The 16203-nt window shown below is 50.6% G+C and carries 17 protein-coding genes; 7 read left to right on the forward strand and 10 right to left on the reverse strand.

Annotation, left to right across the window (positions count from 1 at the left end; genetic code table 11):
• Positions 1 to 322: 322 nt before the first annotated feature.
• From TH25_RS23235 to TH25_RS23255, 5 genes are read left to right on the forward strand one after another with little or no spacing between them, the layout of a single operon-like run.
• The gene (locus TH25_RS23235) at positions 323 to 1213 is read left to right on the forward strand and encodes a DNA-methyltransferase (RefSeq protein ID WP_220151490.1); all 891 of its coding nucleotides are present in this window, start codon (positions 323 to 325) and stop codon (positions 1211 to 1213) included.
• A 4-nt stretch (positions 1214 to 1217) separates the two neighbouring features.
• Complete coding sequence (locus TH25_RS23240; protein WP_114090651.1) at positions 1218 to 1682, forward strand: BglII/BstYI family type II restriction endonuclease; 465 nt, start codon at positions 1218 to 1220, stop codon at positions 1680 to 1682.
• 11 nt (positions 1683 to 1693) lie between these two features.
• Complete coding sequence (locus TH25_RS23245; protein WP_147253083.1) at positions 1694 to 3028, forward strand: ParB N-terminal domain-containing protein; 1335 nt, start codon at positions 1694 to 1696, stop codon at positions 3026 to 3028.
• 6 nt (positions 3029 to 3034) lie between these two features.
• The gene (locus TH25_RS23250; RefSeq protein ID WP_114090653.1) at positions 3035 to 4945 is read left to right on the forward strand and encodes an SNF2-related protein; all 1911 of its coding nucleotides are present in this window, start codon (positions 3035 to 3037) and stop codon (positions 4943 to 4945) included.
• Entirely contained in the window at positions 4942 to 5781 is an 840-nt protein-coding gene (locus tag TH25_RS23255) for a protein NO VEIN domain-containing protein (RefSeq protein ID WP_114090654.1), read from the forward strand. Before TH25_RS23250 ends, TH25_RS23255 begins: the two co-directional genes overlap by 4 nt.
• A gap of 165 nt (positions 5782 to 5946) precedes the next feature.
• On the opposite strand, the gene TH25_RS23265 is transcribed toward TH25_RS23255, so the two are convergent.
• Positions 5947 to 6240, reverse strand: a complete 294-nt coding sequence (locus tag TH25_RS23265) for a type II toxin-antitoxin system RelB/DinJ family antitoxin (protein WP_258549288.1) — start codon at positions 6238 to 6240, stop codon at positions 5947 to 5949.
• 72 nt (positions 6241 to 6312) lie between these two features.
• Positions 6313 to 7071 carry a BRO-N domain-containing protein gene (locus tag TH25_RS23270; RefSeq protein WP_114090655.1) on the reverse strand — a complete coding sequence of 253 codons (759 nt, stop codon included), beginning with the start codon at positions 7069 to 7071 and terminating at the stop codon, positions 6313 to 6315.
• 392 nt (positions 7072 to 7463) lie between these two features.
• On the opposite strand from TH25_RS23270, the gene TH25_RS23275 reads away from it, so the two are divergent.
• Together TH25_RS23275 and TH25_RS23280 are read left to right on the forward strand one after the other, a co-directional pair.
• Positions 7464 to 8138 carry a BRO-N domain-containing protein gene (locus TH25_RS23275; protein WP_114090656.1) on the forward strand — a complete coding sequence of 225 codons (675 nt, stop codon included), beginning with the start codon at positions 7464 to 7466 and terminating at the stop codon, positions 8136 to 8138.
• 27 nt (positions 8139 to 8165) lie between these two features.
• Positions 8166 to 9788: a recombinase family protein gene (locus TH25_RS23280; protein ID WP_114090657.1), complete on the forward strand. Its 1623-nt coding sequence runs from the start codon at positions 8166 to 8168 to the stop codon at positions 9786 to 9788.
• A gap of 28 nt (positions 9789 to 9816) precedes the next feature.
• Here TH25_RS23280 and TH25_RS23285 read toward each other — a convergent pair whose 3' ends face one another.
• From TH25_RS23285 to TH25_RS23320, 8 genes are all read right to left on the reverse strand, one after another.
• Entirely contained in the window at positions 9817 to 10134 is a 318-nt protein-coding gene (locus tag TH25_RS23285) for a type II toxin-antitoxin system RelE/ParE family toxin (protein WP_114090658.1), read from the reverse strand.
• Entirely contained in the window at positions 10131 to 10382 is a 252-nt protein-coding gene (locus TH25_RS23290; RefSeq protein WP_114090659.1) for an antitoxin, read from the reverse strand. The genes TH25_RS23285 and TH25_RS23290 overlap by 4 nt, the downstream gene beginning before the upstream one ends.
• Before the next feature lie 141 nt (positions 10383 to 10523).
• A complete protein-coding gene (locus TH25_RS23295; protein ID WP_114090660.1) occupies positions 10524 to 11117 on the reverse strand; it encodes a hypothetical protein in 594 nt (197 codons plus the stop codon).
• A 418-nt stretch (positions 11118 to 11535) separates the two neighbouring features.
• Positions 11536 to 12798, reverse strand: coding sequence for a three-Cys-motif partner protein TcmP (locus tag TH25_RS23300; RefSeq protein ID WP_114090661.1), 1263 nt, complete (start codon positions 12796 to 12798; stop codon positions 11536 to 11538).
• A 34-nt stretch (positions 12799 to 12832) separates the two neighbouring features.
• On the reverse strand, positions 12833 to 13618 hold the full coding sequence (locus tag TH25_RS23305; protein ID WP_114090662.1) for a DUF5131 family protein: 786 nt from the start codon (positions 13616 to 13618) through the stop codon (positions 12833 to 12835).
• A gap of 201 nt (positions 13619 to 13819) precedes the next feature.
• The gene (locus TH25_RS23310) at positions 13820 to 14560 is read right to left on the reverse strand and encodes a SprT-like domain-containing protein (protein ID WP_114090663.1); all 741 of its coding nucleotides are present in this window, start codon (positions 14558 to 14560) and stop codon (positions 13820 to 13822) included.
• 3 nt (positions 14561 to 14563) lie between these two features.
• On the reverse strand, positions 14564 to 15103 hold the full coding sequence (locus TH25_RS23315; protein ID WP_114090664.1) for a hypothetical protein: 540 nt from the start codon (positions 15101 to 15103) through the stop codon (positions 14564 to 14566).
• Positions 15096 to 16169, reverse strand: a complete 1074-nt coding sequence (locus TH25_RS23320) for a helix-turn-helix domain-containing protein (RefSeq protein WP_114090665.1) — start codon at positions 16167 to 16169, stop codon at positions 15096 to 15098. The genes TH25_RS23315 and TH25_RS23320 overlap by 8 nt, the downstream gene beginning before the upstream one ends.
• Positions 16170 to 16203 lie beyond the last annotated feature (34 nt).

Here is a 16203-nt window from a genome sequence, read left to right on the forward strand (position 1 = left end):
ACGGCTAAATTGAACAATACACCTGCACAAAATATAGGCTGTCGCCACATCATTAACACCTATGTTGCCCGCTTGACCGATAATCAGAAAACGCTATAGCTCCCGAACACCTATACTTCGGAACCATCTTGCCGCTGACTTGGGCACATAACATTATAGTATGAAGCAGCAACGAATCGCGAGCAGCTGCGCCTCCAAAATTTTCAGGAATCGAATGATATTAGTCAACCTTTGCAACTCATATAGTTGAGTATTCCGATGTTTTCATGGTACGTTATGAACAAATACTAATAATGCTTGAAATACATAGAGAACAATTACAATGCCCGCATCAAAATCACAGCTTAAGATAATGTCAGATTCGAATATCAATCGAATCACAAGGCTCAAGCGGGATGCAAACGCGGAAATTTCCTGTGAAGACAACCTTAAGTTTATGCGCCGTCTACCTGACGAGTCAATGAACTTAATTGTCACTTCTCCACCTTACAATATCGGAAAGCCATACGAAAAACGAACATCCCAAGATAAGTATCTTGAGGATCAGTCAGCTTGCATAGCCGAAGCCGTCAGACTTCTTGCACACAACGGCTCGATTTGTTGGCAGGTCGGCAACCATGTCGATAACGGCCAAATTTTTCCACTAGATATTATTCTTTATCCGCTTTTCAGAAATCACGGCCTACAGCTTCGCAATCGGATCGTTTGGACTTTTGGTCACGGTTTGCATTGCCAGAGGCGATTTTCCGGACGGCATGAGACCATTCTGTGGCTCACGAAATCCGATGATTATACCTTCAATCTCGATCCCATCCGTGTACCCTCGAAATATCCAAACAAGAAGCATTTCAAGGGGCCGAACAAGGGCGAATTGTCCAGCAATCCGTTAGGTAAAAACCCATCAGATGTTTGGGACATCCCAAACGTTAAATCTAACCATGTCGAGAAGACTGACCATCCCTGCCAATTCCCCATAGGCTTGGTCGAGCGGCTGGTTCTAGCGCTGACGAATGAAGGAGAAAGCGTTCTTGATCCTTATCTGGGCGTAGGATCTTCCGCTATTGCTGCCCTAAAACACAACCGCAATGCTTATGGCTGCGATCTCAACAAGGATTACATCGATATCGCGTGGGAGCGCATTCATCAGTTGCGGGCTGGCACGCTCCGTACACGACCAATGAATAAACCTGTTTACGATCCAGAGGCGAAATAGACCGATGAAACTCGCCTATACATACGATGACCACCATAGTGCAGGCGCAGAGTGGGAGCGACGAGAGCTCAAAGAATGGCTTACTGACGTCTTTGAAGCTCCAGCCATCAAAATCGCCCCCCGCTGCACTCATGATATTCGGAAGCACGTGGAGATAGAGTGCATCAACGAAGGCTGGGGGATGGATGTTGATTTAGACCAAGGCCACCGGCTGAAAGTTTTTGCGCAGAAGGACGATCTGGCCTTCCAATTGCAGACCGGCAATATAAGCCGCGCGCCTTATGATCTGCTAAAAATGCAGTATCTATTTCACAGTCAACGAATAGAAGCGGCGGCACTGGCACTCCCGACGAAAGAGGCTGCCAAACTGATCGGTGACAATATCGCCAACGCCGAGCGTGTCATCAACGAGCTTCAGCTCTTTGACCGGGTGATTACCGTACCGATACTCGTCATCGCTTTTGAGTGAAGAAAATGATCATGACCTACGCTATCAAATTGACGCCGCGCTCCGAACGCGAAACCATGATCGAAAAGCGCGTTAATGCTTCTACCGAGTTTGGAGAACCTATCTTCGATTTCAGAAGCGGCACCTTCACCCCCAAGGTGATCTCTCTGCCGATCAACGTCCCACTCTATCGTATGGAAAACTGCCGCACATTCAGTGCGCAGCAAACAGAGATTGCGCGGAAGGGGCTAGATAAGGATTTCTTTTCTAAAGGCCAAGAACTTTCCACGGCACAGCAAGTTCAGCACGAAATTCTTGCGAAACTGGCAAAAAAAGGGGCTGAGTCAATTACGCCGATTATTTCCGTCTTGCAAGAAGATGGACAACGCGAGCCGATCTTGATCAGCAGCACCGGTGTCGTCGTTAACGGCAACCGGCGACTGAGCGCCATGCGCGAGCTTTTGCGCAAGAGCGACGGCTCTGTTGACGAACGTTTTACAAATATTCGGTGCGCAGTCTTGCCGTCTGATGTTTCGCGCGATGAGATAGACGACATCGAAGCTGATCTTCAAGCCAGACCACAGACAAAGCTCGACTATGACTGGATCGGCGATGCACGCTTGATCCGCCGTCAGGTGGGCAAGGGCAGATCCTCCAAGGAAGTGGCTGACCGCCTACGGCGCAGCAAAGCCGACATTGAGAACGTACTCCTGGCACTCGATGAGGCCGACCTTTACCTGAGCGAATGGCTTGAAAAGCCGGGTGAATATGAGCGTGTGCAGGAAGGTCAGCAGATTTTTGCCGACCTACCAAAAAGCATCGCCAGAAAGGACACCAACCTACAAAATGCTAGCCGTGCCATAGCCTGGTCGATTTACGAAAACCGCGATAAAATCAGTGGACGCGTGTACCGGCTTAATGCCGCCTTTGGAAAGCTGGCTCCCAACGTCCTTGAGCTTCTCGAAGAGGAACTCGATCTGTCTGATTATCAGAATGAGGACAACTATGACGATGATTTTGCCATCGACATCGATTCAGACGATGCAACGAAAGACTACACGGCAATAATCGAGGCACTTCGAGACGACACTGCAAAAGATGACGTACTCGACACTCTTATCGATGCGTGCGAGACGGTCCTCGAGCTCGACAAAGGTAAGAAGAACGAGCAGGCCGCACTGCGAGCGCTCTCACAGGCTAACTCAAAGATCGCAGGCATTGATGTGAGCTACGCAGGAACCAAAACCCTTCCTGCCATGCTTAAGCAAATCGAGACAATCCGAGGTACATTGGGCAAGATAGAGACCGCGATTACTGCACGACAAGCCGATGGAAAAAACCCTCAAAACCATTTAGGTGAGGGGTAATGTTGCGTGAGTGATAAGCCGATTTCAGTAGTTGTCCGCTACAATACGGATCGCAGCGGAACGTTGGCGGTTGCGCCCGATAGTTTAGAAACGCCCATCTGGTCGCGGTTGAAACTGGCCATTCGAACCAAAAAGATTGATCACACCGTCTCTGACGGCGAGATATCACTTTCATGGCCCGACACGCTGGGCGTAGTCAGGGAACTCGGTAGCAAAGCTAACCAGGTTAACTTGCACTTCCGCTTCATACCGGAAGGTATTGCGGCCGACAAACTGCGGGCGTTTGCGGCTCAGATCAAAAAGACCAGAGCGCAGCGCACTGAGCTGACAGCACAGCTGTCTCCCCAGGAGATCAAAGAGCGACTGCTGGTGCTCGGCTTCACTAAGCGCACCCTCAAACCGTTCCAACTCAGGGATATGACGCGGCTTTTAGCTTTGAGCAACGGGGCGAACTTTTCAGTGCCGGGCGCCGGAAAAACCACCGTGACTTTCGCACTTCATATGCTGACGCGCAAGCCAGGCCAGCATTTCATGGTGGTTGCGCCCAAAGCAGCCTTTCAGGCGTGGAGTGATATCGTTGCTGAGTGCATGGAAGAGGATGCGCCATATGACGGCGACGAGCCCTTCACTCTTTTGACCGGCACTGAAGATCAGACGCGCGAAGCGCTTCATTCCGGCGCAACCCGGTTTGTAATTTCCTATGACATGGCGATCCGGCAACAAGGCTTGCTTGCCACGCATTTCGCGACCACCGAAACTCATCTCGTGCTGGATGAAGCACACCGCATGAAAGCAGGTTGGAATTCACAGCGCGGCGCGTTTCTCTTACGCGTAGCCGATGATCCCGTCCGGCGCGATATTTTGACGGGAACACCGATGCCGCAAGCGGCTTCGGACATCGAATCTCAGCTCGACTTTCTCTGGCCGGGGCATGGCTATGGCCTAGAGATTTCCCGCGGCAAATCGCCTCGCGATGTTCTTGGCAATCTGTACGTCCGTACTACCAAGCAAGAGCTAGGGCTTCCCAAGGCCAAGCGGCATTTCATTGACGTGAGTATGGATGACGGTCAGCTTGCTCTCTACTCGATTGTCCGTAACGAATTCCTCCGGAATTATTCGAAACAAATTTCGCACGGTATGGGCGATGTGCAGTTTCTAAAGGCGCGCAAATCGGTCATGCGGCTTTTGCAGCTCTCCATGAATCCGATTCTTGCCCTTAGTGCGATGAGCAATGACGACATGAAGATCGACTCCGGAATCGTCGATCTCGTCTTGGAAGAAGGCCACTCATCGAAGATGCGAGCTGTCATGGATCATGCATATGCTCTGGCCAGAGAAGGCCAGAAATCGGTGATCTGGACGATCTTTACTGATACGATCCATAGCTTCGCATCATCGCTTGCTGATCTCAATCCTGTCTTTATTCATGGAGGCGTCCCGTCTGGCCTCGCAATCGATCCGGCAAGCCGTGAAGGCCGCATACGGCGGTTCCACGAGGACTCTAGCTGCTTTGTGCTGATCGCCAACCCCGCCGCCGCTGGCGAGGGAATCAGCCTGCACACGGTCTGTCACAATGCCATTTATGCCGACCGAAGCTACGTCTCGACACACTACCTACAATCAATTGATCGCATCCACCGCCTTGGGCTTCCGCCGGATCAGGAAACACATATTCATGTTTATCGGTCAAAGGCCCCGCCGGTCATCGGCAGCATAGATATGTCAGTCAGCCGCAGGCTGGTCGAGAAAATCCGCAACATGCAGATGTTGCTCAATGATCCAGACCTTCACGAGATAGCGTTCGATGAAGAGGAATCTGCCGACCCCATTGACTATGATATAGAGCTGCAAGACATCGTCGATCTCATCGCAGAGCTAGAGGGGAGGGCGGTAGACGTTCCGCCAGAAGATGAATGAGCGTCCTTATTTCAACGGAGCGCATGTTCTCCCTACCATGCTTTGAAGGACTGCGGTTGCTGCGGCGATATATGATCCGCCATCCCAACATGGAAATCTTTGAACTTCTTGACCTAATCAATCAGGTCGAAGCTGATGCGCATACGCTGGACATGGAAGCGTCCGTGCATCTCTCGTCGATTGTGGAGCCTGATTGTCCCATGGAAGGGCATGCTTTTTATCAGAGCTGCATCAAGGCCGTGCTGATCAAGCACCAGCCGATCTGGTCCAAAGCAATGCGAAGTGGTCGCAGGCGTTTTGTACGGACACTAAATCCCAATGATCAAGATGTCTTTGCGGCAGCAGGTCTCATGGAGTACCCGACGCCCCATCAGGTCGTGACGTGGTGGGATGCGGTCTCAGGATATGCACGCTTGGTGTCCGACCAGGAGAAGATGGAGCAAGGCCGCTTTGCCGAGATACTAACACTCGATCATGAACGAGCACGCTTAAACGCGATTGGAATCGACAAAGAGCCAGAATGGCCGGGTTTTGATGACAACTACGCTGGCTATGATGTTCTCTCATATGACCAAGGCGAGACGGGCCTTCAAAACCGGATGATCGAGGTGAAATCGACCACGGTTTCACCCCTTCGTTTCATCTTAACGCGCAACGAGTGGCAAAAGGCAGAGCGAACCGGCGAAGCCTACATTTTCCATGTCTGGGACATGAATAAGGAAACGCCAACCCTCCATGTTCGTACCGTCGCAGATATTGCACCCCATATCCCTTCGGATAATGGCAAAGGTAAATGGAGTAATGTTACCGTGCCGTTAGTCATAGTACAAGCTTGAGTATTTTTAATTCGTCCCGAAATACCAATCTTGGGAAACTGTCGTAACTTTCCAGCCTTCATCTCAATGTTGTCTTTTACATGCTATACAGCATCGGGGTTGTCATCCGATATGTAATCAACAATCGCCAGCAGATCGGCACGCGCCAGTTCCAGCTATTCCAGTTCAGACACGGCGACGCTTCCGGTCAATCAGAGCCTGTGCCTCATCCATCACCTGTTGATGGGGCACCGCAGCACGTTCGTCGGCCAAAGCCTCTTTCACCCTGTCGCGAAACCAAGCATCGTGCATTTCAGGATCAACGGTCAAGCCTACAGACAACCCGCCTTCTTTGGTAACGCGGGTTAAAAGGATGCGAACAGCATCAGATATTGTCAGACCGACACTGGCGAGCTTTTCTGCCGCATCCGCCTTCAGTTCATTGTCTACACGAACATGCAGCATCGATGTTTGGGTCATGATGATTTCTCCGCTTGCGAAATACCTACCCAATTATGTATCTCAATTGAGATACAGCCAAGCCCCCCCCCCTTACTCTCGCGGAAAATCCACCAGATGAACCACATTGCCGGAATGGGGTCGGTCTGACCGTGAGGCTTTGGCCAGATCAGCCAAAATCTGGCGGGTTCGATGATTGTAGCATCCGGCTACAGCCTGAATAATGTGTTTGCAATTTTCCAGTGTTGCGACCCATAGCGGTGCGGCCCCCGCCAGGTCCGGATGTTCTTTCATCAGATCATAAACATATTGGCCAACATTTAAATGCTCCGGAATCACGCTGGTGCCACAGCATATCTGAAGAAGGATTGGCATGTTCCAGTGTTCGGTCCCATCCAGCATATAAACAGGAACGGCCCATATCTGCCCCCAGGCCCCGTCCGGACGAAGGATCACCTCGCGGACTGTGTAGCGGTCTGACGTCGCATTCATCATGCGGGACGTGGAAGTCAGAGGATCATACTGCCCTGTTGCACGGATTGTCGGCAACACATCCGCCGTTACCCATTTGCGAAACCTGTGCTGAAGCGTTCCTGGCTTCACGGCATTGCGGCTCCGCAAGATCAGGACATAAAGACCGCTTTCATTGATGATGTTCATTTCCTGTTTGCCGCCAACGGTGTCACTTAAAGTTACACCCTTTTCATCTTCGTCGAGATTTTCGATCGCCTTGCGTGGATTGGATAGCCTCAACGCATTGCACACATCGCTGGCCACAAACCACGGCTCATCATTTTTATGGATGGTGCGTATCTCCGAACCCTCGAACACAAACGGCACAATATCAGTCATTTCGCCACCTTCCGCTGCAATATACGTCCGGAAATGATAGCGGTGCCGGAATCAGGTGTCAGTATCCTTTTTACCCGTTGAGCATGGCTTGCCATGCGAATAAGGCAGGAAGAACGCCTGCGTTCTGTTAGGTGATATCACCTAACCTATCCTGCCAGACCAACGACAGGTTAAAGTTGTGCAATCTCGTGCAAAGTCCTGCAATCTTATGCAATCTCCTGCAAACTCCCGCAAACTCATGCAAACCATTGATTTAAAATGAGTATCTCATTTATTTCTCTATGAGAAAAAACCATTTTCCAACTTGCTCTTTGGCCTCCAATGTGGATGATGAAAAAGGTCTACTGCCGATAATTTTCTACCTTTAATTGAATTTCAGAGAGGCTATCTACATGACAGAAATCCTCACTTTCAGGTTCGATAACCTTGATTTCCAGGCAGTTGAAATTGATGGACAGATTTGGGCTTTGGGTTCCGATGTGTGCAATGCTTTAGGTTTATCCAATTCACGAAAAGCAATTTCGCGATTGAAAGATGATGAAAAAAATACCGTAACCATCAGTGACGGTATTCCGGGCAACCCAAATCGGACAATCATTAACGAGACCGGCATCTATCGACTGATTTTTACCAGTCGGATCGAAGCTGCGGAAAAGTTCAGGCACTGGCTGGCGCATGAAGTTCTTCCCAGCATCCGAAAAAGCGGTGCTTATCGAACGAGTGAAAATTCTCCGCAAGCGGATACCGATAACACCATCTCGCAAAAAATGTTTGAACTTCAGACTTGGGAAAACGAGCTGAACCATCGCTGGAACCGTTACAATCTGGCTCAGAATGAAAAGCTGGCAAAACAGCTCGCCGAACAAGATATGGAAGGTAAGACTATTGTCGGTTCTGCCGATATTCTGGTACGTCATTCCTCTCTTGGCGATGACGAAATTTCGGATTTCATCACCACCCTTGCAGACAGTAAAAAATATCCGCCTGAATGGGTAGCCTGGCGGCGGCGTCTCGCCCTTGAAGGCCGCGTGAAGGATGCAGACCCGTCACAAATGATCCAGCACTAAAATAAAAACAAAGCCAGGCCAGAATACGTGAGAGTTGCCATTTATGCCCGTCATTCGACGGACCGTCAGGCTACCAGCAGCCATGACCAGATTACGCGGTGCGAAGCCTATTGTTTGGCAAAGAAATATCAGATCACCGACATTTATTACGATGAAGCCTTTTCCGGCGCGATGATGGAAAACCGGCCCGGGATTGCCAGCCTGCTTATGGCAGCATTTGACAACCGCTTTGACCGCATCATCTGCGAAGATCTTTCACGCATCAGTCGCGACCAGGCGGACATCGCCCATTTCTTCAAGAAAATGGTTTTTGTCGGCATTGAAGTCGAAACCATCAGCGAAGGCGTGATCAACGAACTGCATATCGGCCTGAAAGGCACGATGAATGCGCTTTATCTCAAGGACCTGTCCGACAAAACCCATCGCGGCATGGTGGCCGCCGTTTTGCGCGGCAGCGTGCCCGGAGGTCGCACCTATGGTTATGAAATCGTCCGCGGCCTCGACGAGAAGGGTGAGCTGTTGCATGGCAAACGCAAAATCGTGCCCGCCGAAGCCGAAACCATCCGCAAGATATTTGCCCTGTATCAGAGTGGCGAAAAACTGCGCCATATCTGTCAAACGCTGGACCGGATGGGCATTCCGGCACCGTCTGGCGGCAAATGGGCACCGACAACACTGGTTGGTACCCGGGTGCGCAAAACCGGCCTTTTGCGCAACACGCTTTATCGCGGCATTGTCACCTTTAACCGGATGCAATATCGCAAAAACCCGGAAACCGGCAAAAAACTCTCGGTAATGCGCCCGGAAAGCGAGTGGATTCATGTGCCGATCCCGGAATTACAGATTGTCGAAGATGCCACGTTTGATGCCGTACAGGCGCTGCTTGATGAACGCTCCAGCAAGGCAAACGAATATCGTGAAACCGTCAAACTGCGTGATCCGGTCGAAACCGAGGCCATTGCCAAATCGCGCATCCGCGACTGGCGGGAACGACAGATCAAAACCAGTGGCAAAGTGTTTGCCCTGTTTGCCGGTCGTCTTAAATGCGCCCATCATCACATTCGCATGGGCGCCCACTGGGCAGATCGCTATTCCTGCAAGCATCATCAATGTGCCAATCGTGCGGTGCGCTATACCGATCTGATGGAAGCGGTGCTGGCGGCAACCCTGCGGCTCAAGCCCGAGGACATTGCCGCCTATTATCAGAGCGAGAAAATGCAGCGCAAACGCCAGCGCCATGTCCGGCTCATTGAAAAATCACAACAGAAACTTGAAGCATTGCGCAACCGGGCCGAACAGGCCCTGAGCACTTTTGGTATTGGCAGCGATACAAAAGAGCTTAAAGCCTGGTTCGAGGATAATACCGAACAAATGCGCCTGGCCCGCCTTGACATTGACCGGGAAAAGCGGGCTCTGGCAGCCCTTTCACCGCCCGCCAACATTCGCGAAATCCATACACGTTTTACCAAAAACATCGAAAAACTGCGGGTCTGGAGCCGTGATCCCGAAGCTGTCACCCAATTGCGCAACACGATGAAAACCTACACCATCACCGCCCACTGGGACCCGGACGGCAAACGCTGGTATCGAACCTGCGAGATCGACTATGACTTTCCGGCAATGGTGCGTATCCTCGGCCAGAAAAAGTAAACCGGCAAAATTTTGCCGGTTCTCCGGCCTAAACATCCATCGTCAATCTGTCGGCCAGCCGTGCCATCAGATCCATGCGCTCGTGAAGAATGGCAACAATCAAGGAAGGCTCATTGTCGCGAGGCAAACAGAAAATATAATGGTGCTCGCAACGGATCATGCGCAAACCGGGGAAAAGGTCGCTCATCTCTTTAAACGGCCCCTGCCCGGCGGCAAGAGCAACAATAGCCTGCTCCAGTCGGGCCATATAGCGGCGAACCTGAGCCGCTCCCCATTCCTTGCCGGTATAGCGGATAATGCCGCGTAAATCAGCTTCGGCTGCTGTCGTAAGGATATAGCCCGTCACCCCTGCCTCTCGGCCAGTTCTTCATCGACAATCTCGCCGATACTTTTGGCCGAAACCTTCCCGGCAAGCCCGTCATTGATACGGTTTTCCAGAAGGGCTTTCAGGTCCTGCCACGCCTGATCCGTATCTGCATGATCAGGAAACAACCGTTCCAGGGCATATTGCTTAATGGTCTTGCCCTGCAAGGCGGCCATCGCCTTCAGGCTTTTGTGCTGCTGGTCGGTAATGTCAATTGTCAGACGACTCATAAGACCTCTCCACGGAATGCCACAAACCCACATTAACACATTTGTGGATACGAAGCTATTCTTTCGCCATGCAGTGCCAGAACGGCAATCCCCTTTTTAACAGGTGGACTGCCATTCTGTGATGCGAAACACCAAGGGCGGTTAAAACTGAAATCCGATTTGCCCGGTGCTATCGGTTTTAGTCAGAACGCCCTGAAAATCGCTGTTGGAAGTCTGAACAAAATCCGGCATCCGCTCGAACCGGTACTGACGATATTTCGGATCAATATTCGTCATCTTCCCGGTTTCCGCATATTGGCCAAAGATGATGGCTGCGACCTCATTCACGCTCATGGGCGGCCATTCTGCATAAAAATGGGACTGAAACCCCGTTTCGGAAATAAACGGCAGGTCAAGATCAATGGCTTTGAATTCAAACCGGCTGCATATGTCCAACGGACAGGTAAAACCCACCAGCACCCGGCCATGATCCGTTTCCAGCACAAACACCCCGTTCTGCCCCCAATGCGGAACATCGCCGTCTTTGGCGGCCATTACGGCTGTCAGCATCGTTCCTGCACCATCCGGGGCAAAGATGCCAAATTCGCCCCTGTCACCATTGGCTGACACGATCAAAGCCCTGAAATCCTGTGCCGCCTTTTGCGCAGCATCATTCTCATTTGCCCGGATGGCGGCATCAAATTCACGGGCCATCTGTTTTGCGATGTGAATGTCGCGCTCTGTTACCGTGTGCATCTTGGGTATCCCTTTCCTGAATGACAACCGAAGGACCGGTCTGGCCGGTTCAACTTCTTCCCGTCGTCAAAAAAGGGTGAATGCCGTCAAGCTGAATATGGGATGTTCAGGCCGTCAAGGCCTGAACCGGGCCCCTGATTCTGCTTTACGGCAGAGGGCGAAGCCCTTCCTTCGGCCTCTCGGCACGGTCAAAATCCCGGTAAACACATCTTCATAAAGATGGACGATAAGTCGTATGCCGGGTTCCAAAAATAAACCGACAAGATGTTTCCAGTTGCCTGTCTACAACCATCTTCTTAGTCTCGTATCCCATTCTGCGTTTGATTAATATATTGTTTTTGGATCATGTTTAATTGAGCAGAAATTATTTTTGAAAAATCACAAAGAATGCCCTTAATATTATGATAAATTTATATTTCTAATTATTGTCATTTTTCTCTTCATGGCTTAAGAAAATAGGAAAAAAACTACTCTGCGTTTTGACTTTTATAACATCATTCACTTTAATCGTGTTTGCTTTTCTCCGCTCTCCGCCTGACGGAGTAATTACCTCCAGATCAGGATTCTCAATAATTGCCGCGTGAATATCATCAGCATGTGCTGGAGTTACGTTGTAAATACTTTCATAAAAGTCCAAAACCGGCATAGCATCGCCAGATGTAGAGACAAGCCGTGGAATATCATAAAATAATTGTTCTTTTGCAGAAGCACGCCCTTTATTATCAAACAGGTAAAGCGTCCCTTCATCATGTCTAGGATCATAAGAGAGCATATTAAGGCCAGAACGGCCAAAATGCGCTTGAAGACTAGCGTTATCATGGAGGATGTTATTGTAAACTTGGCGGGCTCGGAAGACATTTGCAAAATGAATTAGCCAATATCGCCACCCACCAGGATTATTAATCGAAAACGTACTGACATAAGGTGCACACCAACTAAATGTATCAAACACAATCTTTTCAGCAGTACCCAACCAATCGCGCTTACTCATCACCCCATTTAGCATCTCGATATCGGTATTTGACAAACCTAAATGACTAAGTCGTGCCTGTAGTTTCTCAGGTTGGTTTTTTTTCAGAAATGCCAACAATGAGCTAATCATGAAAGTGTAAAATATTTCAGCGGCGGGGTACGAATGCATAATATCAAGAAGAGTCTTTCGCTCCACATGACTGTCACCACACTGATCCAAATTAAATAGAACATTGCGATAGCGACCATGATTTAAAATATTTTTCAATTGAGGATATATGCACTCAAAGAAATCAGTGAGATACTCCACTCGAATATGCAACTTAGGACAATTTTGGTTTATCTGTGCCAATACTGGTGCAACTTGTGTCTTTAATAGTTCAATAGCTTCACGGTTGGCATCATTGAAAATCACAAGGCATTCAATCTCTATCGAGCCAATACCATGCACCGTTCGGTGGGTATTTATAGCTTCGATTGCGCGTTGCAACTCTTCAAGGAAGATTATTGGCGACCCGGCTGTCCCACATTGATAGCGTCCACCTCCGGCAAACCCGTCAACGATGGCAAGTCTAAACCGCTCTTGTTGTGGTAATTTGCAGCGTACAGAAATGTAGTCAAAAACATATTCGCGAAGGATTTTATGCTTGCGTCTTGAGTGGTCTTCAAGTTTTGCACCATCAACCCATTCATATTGTTTTCCGACCAAAACACCTACCCTCTTCCTATTTCAAAAATACGAATCACATTGCGGATCGCTGAACTGTATTGGGCATATCATCCCATATCTTCCCTCGATACGTTCTGCCATTTGCTTTCTTTGATCGTTTTTTATTATCTGCACCCCATGTCCCCCATTGCTTGAAGAAAAATGCCGTATCATAGATTCGACATTGAGCATGGATTTGATCGATCCATTCTTCTTTAATAGGTCTGGCGTTCGGTCCACTCTCCCCACCTACAATCGCCCAATGGATATTGTCCAGGTTAATATTTCCTACAGCACCGATCAGAGGCTCAAATGAAATAAAGCGTATTACCGATGGCACTGCGCGAAGGGCATCAACTCGATCCACAACTTTAAAATTCTCAACACTAGTACCAAGCCAAACGTTGGAAAGAGGTTTCCTTCCCCAATTGATTAACATGTCGCGCATTCTATCCGGACGTTTTGTCAAGATTTGGTAATGATGATGAGGCGTTGCAGCCATTACATCCCACACTTTCTCAACAAAACTGTCGCTTACCTCATCATGGAATAAATCGCTCATAGAATTCACGAATATTTTGCGTGGTTTCTTCCATGAAAGAGGAATTTTTAAGGATTTGTAATCTTCTCGAATTTCTCCTGTCCAAACCGACTGTCCGTTAACTGTTCGTGTGAGACCTGAATATTTTTCCATACCCATAGCCTCAAGCCGCTTCGCCATCTTCATCGCATAACAATTTTTACATCCAGCCGACATCACCGAACACCCCGCAACTGGATTCCATGTTGCATCAGTCCATTCAATTTCTGTTTCAGCCATAACAGCTCCCTACGCGTAAAATCAGCACGATCAAACCGGCAAAACTTTGCCTATTATTTGTAAAGCAAAGGTGTTTAAACAGGAAACAACCCAACAATCAATTCAACACTGCCGAAATCATGCCTTTCCAAATACATATCACACACAATGCCAATCAGGTATTCGCAACGACAAACCGGCAAAATTTTGCCGGTTGACTTCTTAGCTTCCAACCAACCGCATCCTCGCCGCCTCACAGGCTTCCTCGCCGCATAACAGCTTCATGCCGGGCTTCCCCCAAACCTGTGCCGCACAGCAAGGACAACGATATTTCACACGGTGGGAACGGTTTTCCGCCTGAAGCGGTGCAACCCGTGCCAATGCGGCCGCACTGGCCGACGCACCACCACTCAGCGCCGCCGCCAGCGCCTGGCCCGGCTCCTGCGGCGGAAAACGGTCCAGCCAGGACAGGGTAAATTCCCGGGTCATCAGCTCCTGACATGCACGGTCAAACGGCCCGTCCTCCAGGATGTAATGGGTCATTTTCTCGCCCACACGCCGCCCGCCCGGCTTTCCCGTGTTGCTTGGCATCAGACCAATCGCTTCCATCCGGTCGGCCCATTCCCGGTTGTGATAGGCACGCCTGCCAGGATCACCAAAGTGATACTGCCAGAGATGCACCATCTCATGGACCAGGGTGGAGAGCGTTTGCGGCACGGTTCGCACCACAAACCAGGACGGGTTCAAGGCGATTTCGTCAATACACTCTCCGGTATCACTACTGACAAACCGCTCGGACGAAAAATAGCCATAGGTGTTTTTCTGGCGCTGCAAGGTGATCAGACAAGGCGGCAAATTGTCCTCGAACAGACTGGCATTGAAATGACTGAAAGCCTTTTGCAGTTCGCCATAAAACTCGACACTTGGCAGGGCTTCGGCCAGTTTGTGGATTGCACAATCCATTGTTCAGCCCTCCCACGCCGGAAATAGCCGCTGCGCCCGATCCATAAAAATCCGTTCGGCCTTCTGCGGGCTCCAGGGCAGCAGATAATCTGGCAAAGGTGCGACTGAACGCGGCACAAAGCCGCACACCAGGTCCCGGTCAACCGCATCGCGGTATTCCGTCACCTGTAAACGCTGGTCGATGTCGGCAACTTCCGCCACCACATCGGCGGGCCACGGCCAATTCAACCCGGCCAGTTCTGTATAGAACTTGCGGATCGGCAAAACGATCTCGACTTCAAACCGGTGCCAGATCCCGAGTTCGCGCATCTTTTGCTTCACAGGTGTCAGCAGATCCCCGGTTTCATCTTCCTCGATGTCGTGGATCAGGGCATAGGGCGCGGCCCGCCGCGAAACGTTGTCGCACGCCATCACACAATGCTGGGCGACAGACACATCACAAGCCCCGTTCCAGCGCCGTAAATGTGCCAGGCCTCTCGCTTTACGGGCGAACAAAAGCTGGCCGTCAGAAGGATGTTTAACGGCAGGAAGAAAATCACGCATGACCGCTCTCCTGCTGCTCGATGGCGCGTAAATTATGGCGCACGGTATCGCGCAAACGAGCCGATTTGAGCATGGCATAAAGATAGCCCGCCGGATCGCGCACGCCCTCCCGGTCCACGGCCACCATCACGGCGGCCAGCGCCGCCCAGCCATGTTTGGCCAAGGCCACCCGCCAGACAGCGGGACGCAATTTGATCTGGTGAGAAAGCGTTGATTTCACAGCAGCTGCAACCGCCTGGATGGAGGCAGAACACGGCTCCGGCCCCATCAGGTCACACAGTTCGGCTGCCGTAAGCTGTTTTTGCAGGGTTGGCGACGCCTGAACCATCAAAAACAGGATCTCACGGTCCACATCGATGTCGGAAATTGTCGGGCTCGATCTCTGCCCGGGCGTTGCCTGCGCAGCCCCGCCTTGTACAAGGTTCGTAGAACCGGGATTTATCTTGTAGGATTTAAGGGGGACAGAAATGTCCACCACCCCGGACTCTTTGTGTTCATGGAGAGCGTCTGAAGAGATGTTTTCACAGGCATCCAAACGCACCAGATCATCCCGTTCAGCCTTCGCCTGTTCGCGGGCGGACTCTATCTTCTGTTCAAGAAATTCTGCCGCCTGGCGTAACTCAAGCAGACGTGCCGCGACCGGGCGCAAGTCAATCCCGGCATTACCATCCGAACGCCGGTTCGAGGCTGAATACCGCCGGACAATCCAGTGATTGGCCTCCAGCAAACATAATGCCCGCCGGATCGAGCGTTCATTCTTGCCGGTCAGTTCGGCCAACCGCCGATTGCCCGGCCAGACCATCAAACGGCCACTGCGCCAGGCCCGCACATCATAGACATGCTCGATCAGCAGAATAAGAACCCGAACGGAAAGATCGGTGAGACAGGGGGATAAGCAGGAAATCGCCCGGCTAACCAGGCCAACGACAGAAGCCGTGGTCACATCGTTACAGCCGGTAAAACCGTCACAAAGCGCGAGCAAATCGCCATAGGTTTCTGTCCGTCCCGCCAGACCGGGGACAGATTTGAGCCCCGAAGGGCAGACTCCAGAGTCGTGCAGATTCATATTTTTGTCGGCACAGGCCGGTTATTTGCTTTTG

Source organism: Thalassospira profundimaris (genome assembly GCF_003326755.1).
Lineage (GTDB): Bacteria > Pseudomonadota > Alphaproteobacteria > Rhodospirillales > Thalassospiraceae > Thalassospira > Thalassospira profundimaris_B.

Bases quoted from the DNA above. Each gene is read 5' to 3' on its own strand.
- TH25_RS23235 (WP_220151490.1), top strand. From the start codon at position 323: ATGCCCGCATCAAAATCACAGCTTAAGATAATGTCAGATTCGAATATC.
- TH25_RS23240 (WP_114090651.1), top strand. From the start codon at position 1,218: ATGAAACTCGCCTATACATACGATGACCACCATAGTGCAGGCGCAGAG.
- TH25_RS23245 (WP_147253083.1), top strand. From the start codon at position 1,694: ATGACCTACGCTATCAAATTGACGCCGCGCTCCGAACGCGAAACCATG.
- TH25_RS23255 (WP_114090654.1), top strand. From the start codon at position 4,942: ATGAGCGTCCTTATTTCAACGGAGCGCATGTTCTCCCTACCATGCTTT.
- TH25_RS23265 (WP_258549288.1), bottom strand. From the start codon at position 6,240: ATGACCCAAACATCGATGCTGCATGTTCGTGTAGACAATGAACTGAAG.
- TH25_RS23270 (WP_114090655.1), bottom strand. From the start codon at position 7,071: ATGACTGATATTGTGCCGTTTGTGTTCGAGGGTTCGGAGATACGCACC.
- TH25_RS23275 (WP_114090656.1), top strand. From the start codon at position 7,464: ATGACAGAAATCCTCACTTTCAGGTTCGATAACCTTGATTTCCAGGCA.
- TH25_RS23290 (WP_114090659.1), bottom strand. From the start codon at position 10,382: ATGAGTCGTCTGACAATTGACATTACCGACCAGCAGCACAAAAGCCTG.
- TH25_RS23295 (WP_114090660.1), bottom strand. From the start codon at position 11,117: ATGCACACGGTAACAGAGCGCGACATTCACATCGCAAAACAGATGGCC.
- TH25_RS23305 (WP_114090662.1), bottom strand. From the start codon at position 13,618: ATGGCTGAAACAGAAATTGAATGGACTGATGCAACATGGAATCCAGTT.
- TH25_RS23310 (WP_114090663.1), bottom strand. From the start codon at position 14,560: ATGGATTGTGCAATCCACAAACTGGCCGAAGCCCTGCCAAGTGTCGAG.
- TH25_RS23315 (WP_114090664.1), bottom strand. From the start codon at position 15,103: ATGCGTGATTTTCTTCCTGCCGTTAAACATCCTTCTGACGGCCAGCTT.
- TH25_RS23320 (WP_114090665.1), bottom strand. From the start codon at position 16,169: ATGAATCTGCACGACTCTGGAGTCTGCCCTTCGGGGCTCAAATCTGTC.